This window comes from Streptomyces sp. NPDC046860, assembly GCF_040645115.1.
In the GTDB taxonomy this organism is placed as follows: Bacteria; Actinomycetota; Actinomycetes; order Streptomycetales; family Streptomycetaceae; genus Streptomyces.
The window spans coordinates 154,811-174,628 of sequence record NZ_JBEYXQ010000011.1 but is presented as its reverse complement, the minus strand read 5'-3'; the positions used below and the strand labels follow the sequence as shown (position 1 = coordinate 174,628).

Sequence of the window (19,818 nt, the reverse complement as noted above, 5' to 3'; positions counted from 1 at the left end):
CGACACAGAGCCGATCGGCGGGGTCACCCTCCGTACTTCCAGGAGCAGCGCATGCGCGACGTCGCCTCCGCTCCGGCAGCCTTCCCGTTGCCCGCCGGCGGGCTCGCCGACACCGTCTTCGAGACAGCCGAGACCAGTCCCGGGCTGCCGCTGCTCGCCCGGCGCGCGGCGCCCGGCTCCGGCGCGTGGGAGGTGGTCACGGCCGCCGAGCTGCGGGACGAGGTGGTCGGGCTGGCCAAGGGGCTGGTGGCCGCCGGGATCTCGCCGGGCCACCGGGTGGCCCTGATGGCCCGCAACCGGTACGAGTGGACCCTGCTGGCCCAGGCTCTGTGGACCGTGGGCGCCGAACTGGTCCCCGTCCATCCGACCTCCTCACGGGACCAGGTCGAGTGGATCCTGCGGGACGCGGGGTGCGTGGCCGTGGCGGTCGAGGACGAGCTGGGGGTGATGACCGTCGGGACGGTGTGCGCGGCGCTACCCAGGCTGAAGCACGTCTGGCAGCTCGACGCGGGCGCGCTGGCGGAACTCACCGAGCGGGGCGCGGACATCCCGCTGACGACCGTGGAGTCGCTGCGCCGGATCGTGCTGCCGGACTCCACGGCGGCGGTCACCTACACCTCCGGAGCCACCGGGCGGCCGATGGGCTGCGCGCTGAGCCACCGGGGCCTGGCCTACCCGTGCGACGTGCTGCTCGCGGGCTGGGGGCACACGGCCGCACCGCCCGGGGAGCAGCCCTCGGTGCTGGCGTTCCTGCCGTTCTCGCACGTGTACGGGATCATGATCCAGACGCTGTGCCTGCGCGGCGGCATCCTGATGGCGCACGAGCCGGAGACGTCGGAGGAGGCCCTCGGCTCGGCACTGCGGACCTTCCGGCCGACGTACCTCTACGGCGTCCCCTCGGTGTTCGAGAAGATGTACAAGACGTTCCTGAGGACGGCTCAGCAGGCGGGCAAGGGCGCGCTGTTCGAGCGGGCGGCGCAGACCGCGCGGGACTTCGCGGAAGCCGAGGAGCGCGGCCGCCTCGGCATAGGGACGGGTCCGGGGCTGGAACTGCGGCTCCAGCACGCCCTGTACGAGCGGACGGTGTACCGCAAGCTGCGCGCCGCGCTCGGCGGGCGGGCCAGGCGGGGCAGTTCCGGCGGCTCCTCGCTCAGCCGCGAGCTGTCGCTGTTCTTCGAGGGCATCGGGCTGTACCTGCACGACGGCTACGGGCTGACGGAGACCTCGGGCGGGATCACCATGCAGCCGCTGGGCCGCGAGAAGTCGGGGACCGTCGGGACACCGCTGCCCGGGACCGAGGTCCGCGTGGCCGAGGACGGGGAGATCCTGGTGCACGGCCCGTCGGTGTTCCAGGGCTACGTCGGGGACGAGGGGCGCACCCGGAGCGTGCTGCGCGGGGGCTGGCTGGCGACCGGGGACATCGGGCGGCTGGACCGGGAGGGGTATCTGACCATCACCGGCCGCAAGAAGGACGTCATCGTCACCTCCAGCGGGAAGAGCGTGGCGCCCGCGCCGCTGGAGCAGCGACTGCGCATGCACCCGCTGATCCACCAGGTGGTGGTCGTCGGCGAGGACCGGCCCTGCATGGGCGCGCTGATCACCCTGGACCCGGAGTTCCTCGCGCACTGGCGGGCCGCGCTGGCCCTCCAGGGCGACTTCGAGGGGCGGGAGAGCCGGGAGGAGAACGCGCTGCGCGAGGAGCTGGCCCGCGCGGTCGCCTCGGCCAACAGCACGGTGTCCCGCGCCGAGTCCATCCGGGTCTACCGGGTGGTGCAGGAACCCTTCGCCCCGGACAACGGGCTGCTGACGCCCTCGCTGAAGCTGCGCCGGGACGCCATCGCGCGGCACTTCGCGGCCGAGATCGACGCGATGTACAAGGCGCGTTCGCGTGCGGCGCGGGGCGGGCGGCCGCCGGAGCCGGTGGACTGGGACGAGCCGGACGACGTGTTCCGCTGAGCCCGCGCCGGTCAGTTGGCGCCCTCGCGCGTAATCCGCGCGGCGGTGGGAACCCGCCCTGGTGAACTGACCAGCGACGACGACCGCCCTGGAGCGCGGGGGCCGTGCCCGGCCCCCGGGCCGGACGGGGCCGGGGAATGCGAGATGGCGACAGAGCGGCGTTGGGAGGGCGTACCGCCTCCCTCGGAGGAAGCACCGGAGCGTGCGTTCTCCTTTCCCGGTGAGCTGCCCAACGTGACGGGCGCGCGGCTGGCCGCGGAAGGGTTCCTGCGCTCCCTGGCCCGCGGCTCACCGCCGGCGGCGCCGGAGTACTGGGACGACATCCTGCTGGTCGTCACCGAGCTGGCGGCCAACGCGATCCAGTTCGCGCCGGGCCCGTTCGGGATGCGGATGCGGCGCACCTTCGACGGCGTGCACGTGACCATGCACGACACCAGCACGGTCGTGCCCGAGCCGCGCCCCTTCAGGCCGAGTTCGGGCGGCGGGGGCATCGGCTGGCACCTGGTGCACACCCTGTGCGACCAGGTGAGCGTGGTGGTGGAGGAGGACGGCAAGGACATCCACGTCTTCCTGCCGTGGTGAGGGCAGTGCTGAGGCTCCGGCCGGCCGGTGCCGCGCGAGGTGTACCCGCGCGGTATCGGGTTACCCCGGTGCGTTGGAGGGGCAGACTGCCGCGCACACGTCCGTCCGCCCGCCGGGCGCGTCCGACTGGCGGAACGGCCCGGGGCGCGGTGGGATCGGGTGTGGTGACAGTGGTCCAGGGCATGCGAACGGCGTCCATCCGGACCGACGGGAGCCGCAGAAGGGAACAACACCGTGACACGACGACCCAGGATTCTGGTGATCGGCGCAGGCTTCGCCGGAGTCGAGTGCGTCCGCCGGCTGGAGCGCAAACTCGGCCCTGACGAGGCGGACGTCGCCCTGGTGACGCCGTTCTCCTACCAGCTCTACCTCCCGCTGCTGCCCCAGGTCGCCTCGGGCGTGCTGACGCCGCAGTCCATCGCCGTCTCGCTGCGCCGCAGCAAGAAGTACCGCACCCGGATCATCCCGGGCGGAGCGATCGGGGTGGATCTGGAGGCGAAGGTCTGCGTCATCCGCACCATCACCGACGAGATCGTCAACGAGCCGTACGACTATCTCGTGCTGGCGCCGGGCAGTGTGACCCGCACCTTCGACATCCCGGGCCTGGCCGAGCACGCCTTCGGGATGAAGACCCTCGCGGAGGCCGCGTACGTACGCGACCACGTCATCTCCCAGCTCGACCTCGCGGACGCCAGCGACGACCCGGAGGAGCGGGCGGCGCGGCTGCAGTTCGTGGTGGTCGGCGGCGGTTACGCGGGCACGGAGACGGCGGCCTGTCTGCAGCGCCTCACGCACGCCGCGGTCCGCCGGTATCCGAGGCTGGACCCGAGTCTGATCCGCTGGCATCTGATCGACATCGCGCCGAAGCTGATGCCGGAGCTGGGCGACCGGCTCGGCAAGCAGGCGCTGAAGATCCTGCGCGACCGGGGCATCGACGTCTCGCTGGGTGTGTCCGTCGCCAAGGTGACCGAGGACGAGGTCACCTTCACCGACGGCCGGGTCATCCCCACGCACACCCTGATCTGGACGGCCGGTGTCGTCGCCAGCCCGCTGATCGGCACGATGGACGCGGAGACGGTGCGCGGACGGCTCGTGGTGACCCCGGAGATGACGGTGCCGGGGCACGACGGGGTGTTCGCGCTCGGCGACGCGGCGGCGGTGCCCGACCTGGCCAAGGGCGAGCAGGGCGCGATCTGCCCGCCCACCGCGCAGCACGCGATGCGCCAGGGCCCGAAGGTCGCGGACAACATCATCGCCTCGCTGCGCGGGGAGCCGATGGAGCCGTACGTCCACAAGGACCTCGGTCTGGTGGTCGACCTCGGCGGCAAGGACGCGGTGTCGCGGCCGCTCGGGATCGAGCTGCGCGGCATCCTGGCCCAGATCGTGGCGCGCGGCTACCACTGGTCGGCGCTGCGCACCGGGGTCGCCAAGGCACGCGTGCTGGTGAACTGGGTGCTGAACGCGGTCGCCGGCGACGATTTCGTCCGCACGGGCTTCCAGGCCCGCAAGCCCGCCCAGCTCAAGGACTTCGAGTACACGGACTCGTATCTGACGCCGGAGCAGGTCCGCGGCGAGGTGCGGACGGCCGAGGCGGAGGGCAAGGTGCGGGGCAAGGCGACCGGAGGCTGACGAGGTGAGCCGGGCCGCCGGAGGCCGCCGTCCCGACGTGGGGGCGGCGGCCTCCGGCGGCTCCGCGCCCGGGGACGCCGGGAATCCGGGGCTGCCCGGCCGCATCTCCGCCCACCTGCGGCGGTCCGGGCGGGGCGTCGTGACATCCTGGGCAGTGGATCATCGTCCGGCACGGGAGAGAGAGCGCGGCGGAGTGAAGGCAAGGGGACGGGCGCTTCTGGTACGGCTGTGGGACAGGCTCGCCGCGTCCGACCCGGGACTGCTGCGGCTGATCGCGGGGCTGCGCACGGTGGCCGCGATCGCGCTCACCCTGATCCTGCTGGGCTCCCTGGGCTTCCCGGTGCCGCAGCTGGTCGCGGGCGCGATGGCGGCGATGTCGTCGACGTTCGCCGTCCGGGAGACCGACCGTGCCAAGCAGGCCGTCACCCTGGCGCTGTGCCTGCCCGTGGCGCTGGCCGCGGTGTCGCTGGGCGCGGTGCTGAACCGGTGGCCGCTGGTCAGCGACGTCTCCTTCCTGCTGCTCATCTTCGCGGCCGTCTACGGGCGCCGGTTCGGCGAGCGGGCCACGGGGCTCGGGCTGATCGGCTTCCAGGTCTACTTCCTGTCGCTGTTCGTGCGGGCCACCGTGCCGATGCTGCCCTCGCTGTACGTGGTGATCGCGGTGGCGGTCGGGTGCAGCGCCTTCGCGCGGTTCGTGCTGATGCCGCAGACGGAGGCGGGCACGCTGGACCGGCTCAGGCGCGCCTTCAGGGCCCGGCTCGGGCAGTTGCTGAGCACCCAGATCGAGCTGCTGGACGCGGAGCCCGACGACGTCGACAAGATCGTGGAGGACCTGCGCACCGGTACCGCGCGGCTGCACGAGACGGCGCTGATGATCCAGGGCAGGCTGGAGCGCGGCACCTCCGACGAGGCGATGGCCCGGCTGCTGCAGCGCCGCGTCGCGGACGCGGAGATCGCCGCCGAACGGCTCGGGCTGATGCTGCTCACCGCTCGCAGCGCCGAGCGGATGGACACCCTCACCCTGCATCTGCCGGGCGCGCCGCTGCCGTCGGGCGGGCTGCTGCCGCCGGCGCGGGACAAGTCGACGGCGACGCTGGGCCGGGATCTGCGGGCGCTGCGGCTGCTGGTGCTGCGTCCGGTGGGCGAGACCTCGGGGACGGCGCTGGCGCAGGTCCGCAACCGGCTGCTGGGCTACCGCGAGGAGGACAATCTGCCCAAGGCGTCGCCCGCCGTGCAGGACGTCTTCCGGGGCATCGGTGAGGCGGCGCGCGCGGTGATGGGTCTGCGCACCGCGCTGGACGGGCCGCAGGACGACTCCGACGACAGCCCCGCGACCGCCAGGTCGCGCGAGGAGCTGGACGCGGAGGACGCGGCGATCGAGGTCAGCGAGGACAGCGACGCGGACAAGGCCGGGCGGACGGGGCTCAGGCGGCCCACGACGCGGGCGGCCGTGCAGGTGGCGGTGGGCTCGGCGCTGGCCATCGCGGGCGGTGAGCTGCTGTCCCACCAGCGCTGGTACTGGGCGGTGCTGACCTGCTGGATCGTGTTCATCAACACCGCCTCCACCGGGGAGATCCTGGTGAAGGGCGGCCGGCGCCTCGTCGGCACGATCCTCGGTGTGGTGGCCGGTATCGGGCTCGCCGGGGCGGTGGGGCACCACACGTGGACGGCGTTCGCGCTGGTGCTGGTGTGCGTGTTCGCCATGTTCTACACCGCCCCCCTGTCCTACACGCTGATGTCGTTCTTCGTGACGGCGGCGCTGGGGCTGCTGTACACCCTGCTGAACACGTACAGCATGTCGGTGCTGCTGCTGCGGGTGGAGGAGACGGCGCTGGGCGCGGCGTGCGGGGTGCTCACGGCGGCGGTGGTGCTGCCGGTGCGGACCGACCGGCGCACCAACGACCTGCTGGTGGACGTGCTGGACAAGCTGGCGGAGCTGACGCGGGCGGCCGTGGACCAGCTCAGCGGGCGGCCGCACGCGGACCTGGTGGACCAGGCGCGCGAGCTGGACCAGGCGCTGGCCGATCTGCACTCCGCGATCCAGCCGCTGACGCATCCGGTCGCCCCGCAGCGCTCCCGCCGGGACACCGCCCGGTACGTGGTGGCGCTGCTGGAGACGTGCGCGTACCACGGCCGGGCGCTGGCGGCCACGGCCGAGCTGCTGCCGAGCAATCCGTCGATCGCGGCCGACCCCCGGCTGCGCGGGGTGTGCGGCCGTATCGTGCACAACATCGAGGCCATCGCCGACCACGTGCGCGACCCGCACTCCCCCGCCGAGATCGAGACGGGTCCGAGCATCGCCTCCATGCTGGAGCCGGGCACCCTCGCCACCCCGCGCTGGGGCCGCGTGACCGACCGCGTCCTCCGCCACCTCCAGCGCCTGGACGAGGCCGTCTCCGGCCTCGCCCGCCCACTGGGGGTCCCGGTCGAGGTGGAGGCCGCGAAGAAGTGACGGCCGCGGGGCGCTGGGCGAGGTTCTGCTCGACGCCGGGCCTTGGTGGAGCGCGAGACGGTGAGCGCGGGGCAGCGCAGGGGGGCGGGGCCGGCGGGCTGAGTGGGGTCAGCGCAGGGGGACGACGGCGGTGACGCACTTGCCGCCGCGCGGGAGGCCCGCCACGCGTACGTCGCGGGCGAGCAGGCTGACGATGGGCCAGCCCCGGCCGCCGGTGCGGGTCCGGTCGGCCTCGGTGCCGGAGCCGGCCGCCTCTCGGGGGCGTTCGTCGCTGAGGTCGCTCACCGAGAGCCGTACGCCGCGGGTGTCGACGTCGACCTCGAAGCGGGTGATGCCGCCGCCGTGCAGGATAGCGTTGGCGGTCAGCTCGGAGGCGACCAGCAGGGCGTCCTCCAGGGTCTCGTCGGCGCAGGTCAGCGCCCGGTCGCGGCAGCGTTCGCGCACCACGCGACGCACGGCTCTGCGGGCGTCGGCGGGGCGGTACGCCATGGTCCTGCGGCTCTGCCGGGGCACGGCCGGGGTGCTGGTCGCGAGCGGCTCGCACATGCTGCAATTCCCTCCCTAGCGGGTGTCCGGTCTCTCCTCGGGGCGGTGCCCGGACGGCCGGGGTCTCTCCCTTGCGGCTGACCCCTCACGGCGATGTCAAACACCCTGGGTGCGGGGGCCTTCACCGGGCGCGGAGCGGGTAGGAGCCCGGCATGAGCGATGTCGTGGACGCGGATGAACTGTTGCGGCGTATCCGGCGGGGCCGGGATGTGGCCGAGGAGGAGGAGCGGGCGTGGCTGGAGCGGGCGCGGAGCCTGACCGCCACCGACCCGGACCGGGCGCGTGAGGCGACCGAGCGCGCGCTGACGTACCAGGTGGTGGCCGGGGTGCTGACGGAGATCGTCGCGCCGGGCAGCCATGTGGTGGACGCGGGTGCCGCGGAGGCGGAGGCGGGTGGAGGCAGGCGCGTCACGTGAGGCGGGGTCCCTCACGGGGCATCCGACGCATGGTTTACGGTTCACCGGTATCGGGGCGCGACCCGGACCGGTGTCCGTGTGTCCTTGGCGCTTCCGCACCGACAGCCCTGGCTGGTCACCCCCGTCCGGCCAGGGCTTTTTCCTGCCCGCGGCCGGGACGGCCCGCCCGGTGCCGGTCCTTCGAGGTGCCCCGCGGGGCGGCAGCGGCTCCAATGGGCTTAAGGGAACCACCCGAACGGCCGCCGGTGAGGAGCCCCGCCTATGACCAAAGCGATCAAATTGCTGACCGCCCTGCCCCAGGCACAGCGGGAGCGGCTGATGGAGCTGGCCGAGGAGGTCTCCTTCCCGGAGGACACCCGTGTCTTCGAGGCGGGCGGCGTCGCCGACCGGTTCTGGGTGATCCGGTCGGGCGCGGTCTCCCTGGACCAGCAGGTGACCGCCCGGCAGTACGTCACCGTGGCCACGCTCGGCGCCGGTGACCTGCTCGGCTGGTCCTGGCTCTTCCCGCCCTACGAGTGGGACTTCGGGGCGGTGGCGTTCAGCAATGTCCGCGCCTACCAGTTCGAGGGGCCCGCGGTGCTCGCCCTGTGCGTGGAGGACCCGCTGCTCGGGCTGTCGGTGGTGCGCACCGTCGCCGAGATCCTGGCCCACCGCCTGGAGACGACGCGCGGCAAGCTGATGGACCAGTACGCGATCCGGCGGAGCACCCCGCTGTAGAGGGGCCCGCCGGTCAGATCCGGTAGCGGCGCAGCGCGGGCATCGCGGCGGCCAGCGCCAGCATCACGACGACGACCAGCGCGCCGCCGCCCGCCACGGCGGCGCGGGGGCCGAAGACTGACCCGGCGGTGCCGTGCAGCAGGTCGGCGAGGCGGGGGCCGCCCGCGACGACCACGGTGAAGACGCCCTGCATCCGGCCGCGCATCTCGTCGGTCGCGGCGGAGAGCAGGATCGCGCCCCGGAAGACCATGGAGACCATGTCGGCCACGCCTCCGGCGGCGAGGCAGGCGGCGGCCACCCAGAGGTCGCCGGTCAGCCCGAAGCCGACCACGGCCAGCCCCCAGCCGACGACCGAGCCGATGACCATCCAGCCGTGGCGGCGGGCCCGCGAGAACACGCCGGAGAACAGGCCGCCGAGGACGGCGCCGACCGGCATGGCGGCGAACAGCAGGCCGAGCGCGAAGCCCTCGTCCCAGGCGCCGTAGGTGTGCGCGGCCAGTTCCGGGAAGAGGGCGCGCGGCATGCCGAAGACCATGGCGACGATGTCGGCGAGGAAGGACAGCAGCAGCACCTTGTGCCCGGCGATGTAGCGGAACCCGGCCGCGATCTCCCGTACCCCGGCGCGGCGGGCGGAGGGTTCGCCGAGCGGGGGCAGGGCGGGCAGCCGGTACACGGCCCACACGGTGAAGCAGAGCGCGAGCGCGTCGACGAGGTACAGCTCGGGCAGTCCGATGACCGGGATCAGCACACCGGCGAGCAGCGGTCCCGCGACCAGGCCGGTCTGCATGACGGTGGTGCCGAGGGCGTTGGCGGCGGGCAGTTCGGCGGCCGGGACCAGCCGGGCGACGGACGCGCTGCGGGTGGGCTGGTTCAGCCCGAAGAACGCCTGCTGGGCGGCGAGCAGCACCATCAGCACGGCCACCGAGTCGAGCCCGGTGGCGGCCTGGGCCCAGAACAGCAGCGAGGTCACCGCGATGCCGATGTTGGTGATCAGCAGCAGCTTGCGCCGGTCCACCGTGTCGGCGACGGCGCCGCCCCAGAGCGCGAAGACGACCATGGGGACGAGTCCGGCGAGGCTGGCGTAGCCGACCCAGGCCGAGGAGTGGGTGATGTCGTAGATCTGCTTGGGCACGGCGACGGCGGTGAGCTGGCTGCCGACGGCGGTCACGATGGTCGACGACCACAGCCGCCGGTAGGCCGGTATGCGCAGGGGACGGGTGTCCATCGCCCAGCGGCGCCAGCCGCGGGCGGCCGGTTCCGCGCCGGGCGCCTCGGTCCTGCCCGCGTCGGTGCCGCTGCTCTCGCTCGTGTCCACGGAGATCCTGGTTGCTCGATACATCTTTCGATTTCGGCCCTCACTATCGCAGCAACTCCCGGCGAACGCCGAACCGTTTGTCCCGGGGCCCCGCGGCCGGCGTCAGGCGCCGGCGAGCAGCATCGCGCCGAGGCCGAGCATGGTGCAGGCGACCAGCCCGTCCAGAGCGCGCCAGGCGGCGGGCCGGGCCAGTACGCGGCCGAGCAGCCGGGCACCGAGGCCGAGGGCGGCGAACCAGCACAGGCTGGCCAGCGCGGCGCCCAGGCCGAAGGTCCAGCGCAGCGGGCCCCGGTCGGCGGCCAGGGAGCCCAGGAGGAAGACGGTGTCCAGGTAGACGTGCGGGTTGAGCCAGGTCATCGCCAGGCAGGTGAGCACCGCGCGCCGGACCGAGCCGGCCGCCTCGCCGTCCGTGCTCAGGCCCCCGGTGCCGGGGCGCAGGACACGCCGGGCGGCGAGCACGCCGTAGCAGAGCAGGAAGACGCCGCCGACGACGCCGACCGCCCGGACCGCGTCCGGCCACGCCACGACGATCGCGCCGACCCCGGCGACCCCGAGGGCGATGAGCACCGCGTCGGACAGCGCGCAGATGCCCACCACGGCGAGGACGGCCTGCCGGCGCACTCCCTGGCGCAGGACGAAGGCGTTCTGGGCGCCGATCGCGACGATGAGGGAGAGGCCGGTGCCGAAGCCCGCGACGGCGGCGGTGAGCGCGTGGTTCATGCCATCGACGTTAAGGAACGGATCACCGCGCGTACAGCTAAAGATTCTTACCTACCATTAGCTCTTGTGATGAACGAGCTTCCCCTGGAACAGGTGCGGACGCTGCTGGCCGTGGTGGACGAGGGCACCTTCGACGCGGCCGCCTCGGCGCTGCACGTGACGCCGTCGGCGGTGAGCCAGCGGGTCAAGGCACTGGAGGAGCGCACCGGCCGGGTCCTGCTCCAGCGCACCAAGCCGGTGCGGCCGACCGAGTCCGGGGCGGTGCTGGTGCGCTACGCCCGCCAGCTCGCCCGGCTGGAGCGGGACGCGCGCGACGAGCTGGGGATGAGCGGGGCCGGGGAGCCGACGCGGGTGTCGGTGGCGGTGAACGCCGATTCGCTGGCGACCTGGTTCCTGGACGCGCTCACCGTGGTGCCGGGGCTCTGTTTCGAGCTGCGCCGGGAGGACGAGGAGCACACGGCGGCGCTCCTGCGCGAGGGCCTGGTGATGGCGGCCGTGACGGGGTCGGCGGAGCCGGTACCGGGGTGCTCGGTGCGTCCGCTGGGCAAGATGCGCTACCTGCCGGTGGCGGCGCCGGAGCTGGCCGCGCGGCTGTCGTCCGGACCGCTCGCGGCGGCGCTGGCCGAGCTGCCGGTCATGGTCTTCGACGACAAGGACGCCCTCCAGGACTCCTTCGTGCGCGGGCTCGGCGGCACCGGGGCGGGTCCGCTGCGGCACTACGTGCCGACCTCCGAGGGGTTCGCGCAGTCGGTGGCCCGCGGGCTCGGCTGGGGCCTGGTGCCCGAGGCCCAGGCCGAACCGCTGCTGGCGGCGGGCAGCGTCGTACCTCTGGCGCCGGGGCGGTGGCAGGACGTGGCGCTGTACTGGCAGCAGTGGCGGCTCGACTCCCCCGCGCTGGCGGCGCTGGCCGAGGCGGTCAGCGCGACGGCGGCGCGGGCGCTGCGCCGCTGAGCCGGGCGGCGGCGCTGTCCAGCAGCATCGCCAGCGCGGTGGGGTACGCGCTGTGCACCATCTGCCGGGCCAGCAGCGGGGCGGCCTCGGCGATGCGCGGGTGGGTGGAGCGGGGCAGGCGGGCGTAGGTGGACTGCCACTGGTCCTCGTCGGCCCGCTGCGAGGCGCTGGGCAGGGCCAGGGTGGCGGCGTCCAGGGCGGCGAAGGCGAGGGTCTGGTCGATGAAGGCGTGGTAGACGCGCACCGCCTCGCGCAGCGGGAACCCGGCGCGGGCGAGCACGTCGAGGACGGCCTCGTCGACGGCGAGTTCGTGGGCGCGGCCGGTGACCCGGCTGACCGTGAGCAGGGCGGCCTGGGGGTGGGCGACGTACGCGGCGTGGATGCGCCGCCCGATGGCGCGCAGGTCGGCCTGCCAGCGCCCGGTGCGCCGCCAGCCCTGAAGGGCCTGGCCGATGAGGGCGTCCCCGATGGCCAGGGTGAGGTCGTCCATGCCCCGGAAGTACCGGTAGAGGGTGCTGGGGTTGCAGTCCAGGGCGAGGCCGAGGCGGCGGGCCGACAGGCCGGCGCTGCCGTGCTCGCGCAGCAGGCGCAGCGCGGTGGTGACGATCAGCTCCTCGGTGAGCACGGTGCCGCTCCGGGTGGGGCGGCGTCTGCGGCGCTTGTCCTCGGGCACGACGGGTTTGGGCACGGCGGGGTCCCTCCCTGGTGGCGCTCGGCAGCCCTTATGCCAACGCCATTGACCTTAACGCGGGCCGGAGCGTTGGATGCGGGGCAAGGCGCGCCTGTCCCGTTCTCGTTTCCCGTCCGTGTCAGGCAGGGAGTTTCCGTCATGCGTGTACTGCTCGTGGGCGCCGGTGGTGTGGGCACCGCCGTCACCCGGATCGCGGCCCGCCGTCCGTTCTTCGACCTGATGGTGGTGGCCGACCACGACCCCGCCCGCGCGGAGGCGGCCGTCGCCGCCCTCGGCGCGGACGCGGGCCGGTTCCGGGCCGAGCGGGTGGACGCGGCCGACGAGGCCGCGGTGGCCGCGCTGCTCGCCCGGCACGGCTGTGACGTGCTGCTCAACGCGACCGACCCCAGATTCGTGATGCCGCTGTTCCGGGCGGCGCGCGAGGCGGGGGCCACCTATGTCGACATGGCGATGTCGCTGTCCCGCCCGCATCCCGAGCGCCCGTACGAGGAGTGCGGGGTGAAGCTCGGCGACGAGCAGTTCGCGCTCGCCGCCGACTGGGAGCGCGCGGGCGCGCTGGCGCTGGTGGGCATGGGCGTGGAGCCGGGCCTGTCCGACGTGTTCGCCCGGTACGCGGCGGACGAACTCTTCGACACCGTCGAGGAGATCGGGGTCCGTGACGGCGCGAACCTGACGGTGGACGGCTACGACTTCGCGCCCTCCTTCAGCATCTGGACCACGATCGAGGAGTGCCTGAATCCGCCGGTGGTCTTCGAGGAGGGCCGCGGCTGGTTCACGACGGAGCCGTTCAGCGAGCCGGAGGTGTTCGACTTCCCCGAGGGCATCGGCCCGGTGGAGTGCGTGAACGTCGAGCACGAGGAGGTGCTGCTGATGCCGCGCTGGACCGACGCGCGGCGGGTCACCTTCAAGTACGGGCTGGGCCGGGAGTTCACCGAGACGCTGCGGACGCTGCACAAGCTGGGGCTGGACGGCACCGGCCCGGTGACCGTGCCGGGTGCCGGGGGCGCGGTGGCGGTCTCCCCGCGTGACGTGGTCGCCGCCTGCCTGCCCGACCCCGCGACGCTGGGCGACCGGATGCGCGGCAAGACCTGCGCGGGCACCTGGGTGCGGGGCACCAAGGACGGCTCGCCGCGCGAGGTGTACCTCTACCACGTGGTCGACAACGAGTGGTCGATGGCGGAGTACGGCTCCCAGGCGGTCGTCTGGCAGACGGCCGTCAACCCGGTCGTCGCCCTCGAACTGCTCGCCACCGGCGCCTGGTCGGGCACGGGCGTACTCGGCCCCGAGGCCTTCCCCGCCCGCCCCTTCCTCGACCTGCTGACCGCGTACGGCTCGCCGTGGGGTCTGCGCGAGCAGTGACCGTCAGGGCTTCTCCGGCTTGCCCTCGCTGTACAGCCAGGTGTGCAGCACCGGCGCGACCTTCTTCCCGGACTCGCGCTCGGCCAGTCGGGTGAACTCCTCCGTGGTGCCGTGGCCGTCGCGGTGCTCGGTGGCCCAGGCGCGCAGGATGCGCAGGAAGGCGCGGTCGCCGACGGTCCTGCGCAGCTGGTGCAGGGCCATCGCGCCGCGGTCGTAGACGGGCGTGCCGAAGAGCTTGCCGCCGCTGCCGGGGTCGCCGGGCGGGTAGGCCCACAGGCGGTCGTCGGCGGGGTGGGCGTACAGCGCGTCGAAGGTCTTCTGGGCGCTGTCGCCGCCGTGCTGCTCCTCGTAGAGCCACTCGGTGTAGCTGGCGAAGCCCTCGTTCAGCCAGATGTCCTGCCACTTCGTGAGGGACACGGAGTCGCCGAACCACTGGTGGGCGGTCTCGTGGACGAGGGTGTCCAGGTCGGGCGCCGAGTCGTACACGGGCCGGCTCTGGCTCTCCAGGGCGTAGCCGACGTCCGGGGCGTGGTCGACGATCGAGCCCGCGGCGCGGTACGGGTAGGGGCCGAACAGCCCGGCCTCCCACGCCAGCACCGAGGGCAGTTTCTTCATCACCGGGTCGGCGGCGCGGGCCTCCCTGGGGTCGACGGCGTCGTAGAGCTGGATGCCGCCGGGCAGGGTGCCGCGCCGGACCTTGAAGGTGCCGACGGTGGCGGTGGCGAGGTAGGCGGCCATCGGCTCGGCCTGGTGCCAGCGGAAGGTGGTGCGGCCCTTCGCGGTGCGCTGCTCGCGCAGCACGCCGTTGGCGACGGCGGTGCGGCCCTCGGGGACGGTGATCGTGAAGTCGTACGACGCCTTGTTCAGCGGGTGGTTGTCGGCCGGGAACCAGGTCATGGCGCCCTGCGGCTGGCCCGCGACGAAGGCGCCGTCGTCGGTGGGGATCCAGCCGTCGGTCGATCCGTCCTCGTCGGTGACGGGCTTCGGGGTGCCCTGGTAGCGGACGGTGACCTTGAACTCCTGGCCCTTGCGCAGGGCGCTCTTGGGGGTGATGACGAGTTCCTGGCCCTCGCGGGTGAAGCGGGCCTCGTCGCGGCCGACGCGCACGGAGGTGACCTTGAGACCGCTCAGGTCGAGGTCGAAGCGGCTCAGGCGCTGGGTGGCGCGGGCGGTGAGGACGGCGGTGCCGTCCAGGTGCCGGGAGCCGGGGTCGTAGCCGAGCGTGAGGTCGTAGTGGCGGACGTCGTAGCCGCCGTTCCCGCTGAGCGGGAAGTACGGGTCGCCCGCGCCGGGCGCCCCGGTGGTGGCGGACCCGACGGGCGCGGCGGCACCGAGGAGGGCGGCGACCGCGAGGGGGACGGTGGCGAGGACGGCCTCACGGCCGAGCGGGAAGGTGCGGCGGCGGGGTGACGTCACGGGCGCTCCTCGGCTGGCCGTCGTTGATCGCTTCGCACACAGGTTAGGGCGCGCGGGGCGGGGCTGTCCTGTGCGCGGGGTCGTGTCCCGGCCACCGAGGGCGCGCCGGGCCGGGCCGCGGTACCCTCCGGGGCGCTCCGGCTCACTCCGGGGACGGCCCCGCCCCGACGCCTGCTCCGGTCAGGGTCAGCCGGTCTGGCGGGCCGCCGTCCTTCCGGCCGCGCGGCCGGAGAACAGGCAGCCGCCCAGGAAGGTGCCCTCCAGCGCGTTGTACCCGTGCACCCCTCCCCCGCCGAAGCCGGCCACCTCACCGGCCGCGTAGAGCCCGTCGACCGGGCTGCCGTCGAGGCCGAGGGCGCGGGAGTCCAGGTCGGTCTGGATGCCGCCGAGGGTCTTGCGGGTCAGCACGCGCAGCCGGACGCCGATCAGCGGGCCCGCGTCGGGGTCGAGGATGCGGTGCGGGGCGGCGACCCGGCCGAGCCGGTCCCCGATGTAGCGGCGGGCGTTGCGGATGCCCTGGACCTGGGAGTCCTTGCTGTAGGGGTTGGCCATCTGCAGGTCGCGGGCCTCGATCTGGCGGCGCACCTCGGCCGGGTCGAGGAGCGGCTGCCCGGTGAGGCCGTTCATCCTGGCGACGAGTTCCTCCAGCGTGCCGGCGGTGACGAAGTCCTCTCCCCTGTCGAGGAACGCCTGCACGGGTGCGGGGGCGCCCTTGCCCAGGACCCGGTCGCGGAGCACGGCCCTGCGGTCCTTGGCCGTGATGTCCGGGTTCTGCTCGGAGCCGGAGAGCGCGAACTCCTTCTCGATGATCTTCCGGGTGAGGACGAACCAGGAGTGGTCGAAGTCCGCGATGTCCTCCGTGGTGCGCAGGTGGCGCAGCGTGCTGAGCGTGTCGTAGCCGGGCAGGCAGGGGTCGGGCAGGCGGCGGCCGCGTGCGTCGAGCCAGACGGAGGACGGGCCGGGCAGGACGCGGATGCCGTGGCCGGCCCAGACCGGGTCCCAGTTGGCGAGGCCCTCGGTGTAGTGCCACATGCGGTCCCGGTTGACCAGGCGCACCCCGGCCCCGGCGCTGATGTCGAGCATGCGGCCGTCGACGTAGGCGGGGACGCCGGTGACCATGTCGGCCGGGGGTGTGCCGAGGCGTTCGGGCCAGTGGCGGCGGACGATGTCGTGGTCGGCGCCGATGCCTCCGGTGGTGAGGATCACCGCCTGGGCGGTCAGCTCGAACTCGCCCGCCGGGTCCCGGTTGGAGGCGACGCCCCGGGGCGAGTCGTCGGGGGCGAGGAGGGTGCCGCGCACCCCGCGCGCGGTGCCGTCCTCGACGATCAGCTGGTCGACCCGGTGCCGGTGGTGGAAGGTGAGCAGCCCGTCCCGGGCGGCCTGCCGGGCGTACCGTACGAACGGCTCGACCACGCCGGTGCCGGTGCCCCAGGCGATGTGGAAGCGGGGGACGGAGTTGCCGTGGCCATCGGCGCGCAGGTCGCCGCGCTCGGCCCAGCCGACGGTGGGGAGCAGCTCGATGCCGTGGCCGCGCAGCCAGGACCGCTTCTCCCCGGCCGCGAACTCGACGTAGGCGCGGGCCCAGCGCACCGCCCAGGAGTCCTCGTCCTCCAGGCGGTCGAATCCGGCGCTGCCCCGCCAGTCGTTCCAGGCGAGGTCGAGGGAGTCCTTGACGCCGAGGCGGCGCTGTTCGGGCGAGTCGACCAGGAAGAGGCCGCCGAAGGACCAGAACGCCTGGCCGCCGAGGTCGGCGGCGCTCTCCTGGTCCAGCAGGGCCACCTTCCGGCCCCGGCTGGTGAGTTCGTGCGCGGCGACCAGGCCCGCCAGGCCCGCTCCCACGACTATGACGTCCGCGTCCATGGTCCTCATGTCCTTCCGTCCGCGCCTCGTTCGGGGGTGCCGCTGCCGGTCAGCAGGGCGGTGAGCAGGTGCCCCAGCCAGGTCCGGGCAGCGTCGACGTCCTTGTCCAGCAGCAGCTGGACGGTGACTCCGTCGTAGGCGGCGACGAACGCGCGGGCGATGGCGTCGGTCCCGCCGGGCGGCCCGGCCGGTCCGTGGGCCCGCCGGAGCCGGTCGGCGACGGCTTCGCGCAGCCGGGCCCGGTGACCGAGCAGGGCCTCGGCGACGGCCGGGTCGCGGGCGGCGTGCACCAGGAAGTCGGTCTTCACCAGCAGCCAGTCCACGTCGAGCAGCAGCACCTCGGCGACCCGGTCCACGGACGCGGCCACGTCGAGCGCGGGGCTCTCCTGGGCGAGGGCGTCGGCGACCTGGCCGGCGATGAGGTCGGCGCGCTCCTGGTAGAGGGCGAAGAACAGTTCGTCGAGCGTGGCGAAGTTGGAGTAGAAGGCGCCCCGGCTGTATCCGGCGGCCTCGCAGACCTCCTCGATGGAGACGCGGCCGAACCCCTTGGCGGCGAACACCGCGAAGGCGGCGGCGAGCAGGTCGGCCCGCGTCCGCGCCCGCCGCCTGGTGACCCGCGGCGCTCCGTCTCCAGCTGTCCTCACCCGAACCTCCAATTCGATACGGGAATGTATCCGATACACCGATGCATCGAAAGGGTCTGGACCGAAGCAGTGCCGCAGATCCATCAATAGAACTTATTTTCGATTAAGGAGTACGCTGACCCCATGTCCACGCACCTCCAGAGCTCGCTGTTCGACCAGGCCGACGAGCTGCGCCTCGGCCCGCTGGACGGGCTGAGCCGGACCGTACTGGGCACCGGAGCCTGGATCGACGTGCTGCCCGGCTGGCTGAGCGGCGCCGACGCCCTGTTCGAACAGCTGGCCGCCGACGTGCCCTGGCGGGCCGAGCAGCGCCGGATGTACGACAACGTGGTCACCGTGCCGCGCCTGCTGGCCTTCTACCGGGAGCGGACCCCGCTCCCCCACCCGGTGCTGGACGAGGCCCGCGCGCGGCTCTCGGCGCACTACGCCCCGGAGCTGGGCGAGCCCTTCGCCACGGCGGGGCTGTGCTACTACCGCGACGGGCGGGACAGCGTGGCCTGGCACGGGGACCGGACCGGCCGGGGCAGCCGTGAGGACACCATGGTCGCCATCCTGTCGGTCGGCACGCCGCGGGATCTGCTGCTGCGCCCCTCGGGCGGCGGCCCGGTGGCGGTCCGCCGGGCCCTCGGGCACGGCGATCTGATCGTGATGGGCGGCTCCTGCCAGCGCACCTGGGAGCACTGCGTCCCCAAGTCGGCGCGGGCCACCGGGCCCCGGATCAGCGTGCAGTTCCGGCCGCGCGGGGTGCGCTGAACGGCGGCGGACCGGCGTCTGGTTGGCTGGCACCGGTACATGACCGGCCGGGATCGAGGGGAACATGCGGGCACAGGCAGAGCAAGTCGCCGACGGCGTCCATCTGGTGCGGGGGCACCACGTCAACTGGGTGATCCTGAAGGACGGTGAGGACGTCACCCTCATCGACACCGGATACCCGGGCGACCGGCAGGCGCTCCTCGACTCCCTGGCGGCCGTGGGCAGTTCACCCGAGGCGGTGCGGGCGGTGCTGATCACCCACGCGCACAACGACCATCTGGGCTCGGCCGAGCACCTGCGCGCGGCTCACGGCACGCCCGTCCTGCTGCACCCGGCCGAAGTCCCCCACGCCCGGCGGGACTTCCTCCAGCAGTGCTCCATCGGTGACGTGGCGCGCAACGCCTGGCGGCCCGGTGTGGTGCCGTGGGCGGTACAGGTGATCAAGGCGGGCGGCACCGAGCACAACCCGGTGCTGGAGCCCGCGCCGTTCACGCTCGGGGGCGCCCTCGACCTGCCCGGGCGCCCGGTGCCCGTGCACACGCCGGGGCACACCGACGGCCACTGCGTCTACCACCTGCCCGAGGCGGGAGTCCTCGTCTCCGGCGACGCCCTGATCACCGGGCACGCGACCTCCCGCGTCCCGGGCCCGCAGATGCTGCACGGCTTCTTCCACCACGAGACGGAGCGGGCGGTGACCTCGCTGGAGCTGATCGCCGCGCTGGAGGCCGACGTCCTGCTGCCCGGGCACGGCCCGCTGTACCGGGGCCCGGTCCGGGCCGCCGTCGAGCGGGCCCGCGACCGGGCGTCCTGAGCCGGGGGCGGCCGGTCAGTCCTGCGGGACGACGGCGACGGGGCTGCCCGCGTGGTGCAGCACCCCGTGCGCGACCGAGCCGATCCGGGCGCCGACCGCCGTGCGGCGCGCCCGGCGGCCCACCACGAGGAGCTGGGCCCGCCCGGCCTGCGAGACCAGCACCTCACCGGCACTGCCCATCTCGACGTGCTCGGCGACGGGCACGCCGGGGAACCGTTCCCGCCAGGGCCCGAGCGCGTCGGCCAGCGCCTGCCGCTCGTAGGGTTCGAGGCCGCCCGCCTCGTCCAGCAGCTTCAGTGAGCCGGGGCTGTAGGCGAAGACGGGCGGCAGGGTCCAGGCGCGTACCGCGCGCACCGCGGCTCCCCGGGCGGCCGCCGTCTCGAAGGCGAAGCGCAGCGCGGCGGCGCTGTCCTCCGGGGTGCCGTGCTGGCCGACGACGATCTCCCGTCCGGCGGCCTCCGCCTCCGCCCGGTCCCCGGCGCGCACCAGGACGACCGGCCCGGTGGCCTCCGCGAGGACCCGCAGGCCGACCGAGCCGAGCAGGAAGCCGACCACCGCGCCGTGCCCGCGCGTGCCGAGGACCAGCGCCCCGGCGTCCTCGCCGGCCGCGAGGAGCGCGTCCACGGCGTCGTCCTCGGTCAGCTCCAGGCGCACGTCCAGTCCGGGGTGCCGTCCGGTGAGCGATGCGACGACCCGGCCGATGCCCTCCTCGACCCAGCCGCGCTGGGTGTCCCGGTCGGCGGGCAGTTCCCCGGCCTCCTCCCAGGCGTGCACCACGCGCAGCGGCACGCCCCGGCGCACGGCCTCGCGGGCCGCCCAGCCGAGCGCGGCCAGGCTCTCGTCGGTGCCGTCCACCCCTGCCGTGATCGGGCGTGTCATGCGTGGGCCTCCTCGTCGTCGGGCGCGTTCCGCCGTAGCCGGCGTCGTCGCCATGACCTTGTCACAGCGCCCCTGTGCGCACGCCGCCCGGCGCCCGGCGCACACCGGGGCGGAGCGGGCG

The 19,818-nt window shown here is 73.9% G+C and carries 18 protein-coding genes; 10 read left to right on the top strand and 8 right to left on the bottom strand.

Annotated elements, in window-relative coordinates; all coding sequences use genetic code 11:
• Window positions 1–51 precede the first annotated feature (51 nt).
• The 4 genes from ABZ898_RS18320 (at window position 52) to ABZ898_RS18305 (ending at window position 6,619) form a co-directional block, all read left to right on the top strand.
• Entirely contained in the window at window positions 52–1,956 is a 1,905-nt protein-coding gene (locus tag ABZ898_RS18320) for an AMP-dependent synthetase/ligase (RefSeq protein WP_361659359.1), read from the top strand.
• Window positions 1,957–2,100: 144 nt separating this feature from the next.
• Window positions 2,101–2,538 carry an ATP-binding protein gene (locus tag ABZ898_RS18315; protein ID WP_361659356.1) on the top strand — a complete coding sequence of 146 codons (438 nt, stop codon included), beginning with the start codon at window positions 2,101–2,103 and terminating at the stop codon, window positions 2,536–2,538.
• 234 nt (window positions 2,539–2,772) lie between these two features.
• Window positions 2,773–4,167 (top strand): NAD(P)/FAD-dependent oxidoreductase, encoded by a 1,395-nt coding sequence (locus ABZ898_RS18310; protein ID WP_361659353.1) that lies wholly within the window; start codon window positions 2,773–2,775, stop codon window positions 4,165–4,167.
• 193 nt (window positions 4,168–4,360) lie between these two features.
• Window positions 4,361–6,619 carry an FUSC family protein gene (locus tag ABZ898_RS18305; RefSeq protein ID WP_361659350.1) on the top strand — a complete coding sequence of 753 codons (2,259 nt, stop codon included), beginning with the start codon at window positions 4,361–4,363 and terminating at the stop codon, window positions 6,617–6,619.
• A gap of 108 nt (window positions 6,620–6,727) precedes the next feature.
• Here ABZ898_RS18305 and ABZ898_RS18300 read toward each other — a convergent pair whose 3' ends face one another.
• Complete coding sequence (locus ABZ898_RS18300; protein WP_361659554.1) at window positions 6,728–7,108, bottom strand: ATP-binding protein; 381 nt, start codon at window positions 7,106–7,108, stop codon at window positions 6,728–6,730.
• 209 nt (window positions 7,109–7,317) lie between these two features.
• Between ABZ898_RS18300 and ABZ898_RS18295 the strand changes: the two genes are divergently transcribed.
• Together ABZ898_RS18295 and ABZ898_RS18290 are read left to right on the top strand one after the other, a co-directional pair.
• Window positions 7,318–7,581, top strand: coding sequence for a hypothetical protein (locus ABZ898_RS18295; protein ID WP_361659348.1), 264 nt, complete (start codon window positions 7,318–7,320; stop codon window positions 7,579–7,581).
• A gap of 261 nt (window positions 7,582–7,842) precedes the next feature.
• Window positions 7,843–8,298 carry a cyclic nucleotide-binding domain-containing protein gene (locus ABZ898_RS18290; protein WP_361659345.1) on the top strand — a complete coding sequence of 152 codons (456 nt, stop codon included), beginning with the start codon at window positions 7,843–7,845 and terminating at the stop codon, window positions 8,296–8,298.
• A gap of 13 nt (window positions 8,299–8,311) precedes the next feature.
• Here ABZ898_RS18290 and ABZ898_RS18285 read toward each other — a convergent pair whose 3' ends face one another.
• On the bottom strand, window positions 8,312–9,613 hold the full coding sequence (locus ABZ898_RS18285; protein WP_361659342.1) for an MFS transporter: 1,302 nt from the start codon (window positions 9,611–9,613) through the stop codon (window positions 8,312–8,314).
• 102 nt (window positions 9,614–9,715) lie between these two features.
• Window positions 9,716–10,333 carry a LysE/ArgO family amino acid transporter gene (locus ABZ898_RS18280; protein ID WP_361659339.1) on the bottom strand — a complete coding sequence of 206 codons (618 nt, stop codon included), beginning with the start codon at window positions 10,331–10,333 and terminating at the stop codon, window positions 9,716–9,718.
• Between the two features lie 66 nt (window positions 10,334–10,399).
• Between ABZ898_RS18280 and ABZ898_RS18275 the strand changes: the two genes are divergently transcribed.
• On the top strand, window positions 10,400–11,284 hold the full coding sequence (locus tag ABZ898_RS18275) for a LysR family transcriptional regulator ArgP (protein ID WP_361659336.1): 885 nt from the start codon (window positions 10,400–10,402) through the stop codon (window positions 11,282–11,284).
• Here ABZ898_RS18275 and ABZ898_RS18270 read toward each other — a convergent pair.
• Window positions 11,250–11,972: a TetR/AcrR family transcriptional regulator gene (locus ABZ898_RS18270; RefSeq protein WP_361659334.1), complete on the bottom strand. Its 723-nt coding sequence runs from the start codon at window positions 11,970–11,972 to the stop codon at window positions 11,250–11,252. The two genes, ABZ898_RS18275 and ABZ898_RS18270, sit on opposite strands and share 35 nt — an antisense overlap.
• Before the next feature lie 141 nt (window positions 11,973–12,113).
• On the opposite strand from ABZ898_RS18270, the gene ABZ898_RS18265 reads away from it, so the two are divergent.
• A complete protein-coding gene (locus ABZ898_RS18265) occupies window positions 12,114–13,334 on the top strand; it encodes a saccharopine dehydrogenase C-terminal domain-containing protein (protein WP_361659332.1) in 1,221 nt (406 codons plus the stop codon).
• 3 nt (window positions 13,335–13,337) lie between these two features.
• Here ABZ898_RS18265 and ABZ898_RS18260 read toward each other — a convergent pair whose 3' ends face one another.
• From ABZ898_RS18260 to ABZ898_RS18250, 3 genes are all read right to left on the bottom strand, one after another.
• Window positions 13,338–14,750, bottom strand: a complete 1,413-nt coding sequence (locus ABZ898_RS18260; RefSeq protein ID WP_361659329.1) for a M1 family metallopeptidase — start codon at window positions 14,748–14,750, stop codon at window positions 13,338–13,340.
• A gap of 186 nt (window positions 14,751–14,936) precedes the next feature.
• Complete coding sequence (locus ABZ898_RS18255; RefSeq protein ID WP_361659326.1) at window positions 14,937–16,610, bottom strand: FAD-binding dehydrogenase; 1,674 nt, start codon at window positions 16,608–16,610, stop codon at window positions 14,937–14,939.
• A gap of 5 nt (window positions 16,611–16,615) precedes the next feature.
• On the bottom strand, window positions 16,616–17,254 hold the full coding sequence (locus ABZ898_RS18250) for a TetR/AcrR family transcriptional regulator (RefSeq protein WP_361659324.1): 639 nt from the start codon (window positions 17,252–17,254) through the stop codon (window positions 16,616–16,618).
• 123 nt (window positions 17,255–17,377) lie between these two features.
• Here ABZ898_RS18250 and ABZ898_RS18245 point away from each other — a divergent pair, with 123 nt between their 5' ends.
• Together ABZ898_RS18245 and ABZ898_RS18240 are read left to right on the top strand one after the other, a co-directional pair.
• Entirely contained in the window at window positions 17,378–18,007 is a 630-nt protein-coding gene (locus tag ABZ898_RS18245) for an alpha-ketoglutarate-dependent dioxygenase AlkB (protein WP_361659321.1), read from the top strand.
• A 64-nt stretch (window positions 18,008–18,071) separates the two neighbouring features.
• Window positions 18,072–18,818: an MBL fold metallo-hydrolase gene (locus ABZ898_RS18240; RefSeq protein ID WP_361659319.1), complete on the top strand. Its 747-nt coding sequence runs from the start codon at window positions 18,072–18,074 to the stop codon at window positions 18,816–18,818.
• Window positions 18,819–18,833: 15 nt separating this feature from the next.
• Here ABZ898_RS18240 and ABZ898_RS18235 read toward each other — a convergent pair whose 3' ends face one another.
• Window positions 18,834–19,697: a universal stress protein gene (locus ABZ898_RS18235; RefSeq protein ID WP_361659317.1), complete on the bottom strand. Its 864-nt coding sequence runs from the start codon at window positions 19,695–19,697 to the stop codon at window positions 18,834–18,836.
• Window positions 19,698–19,818 lie beyond the last annotated feature (121 nt).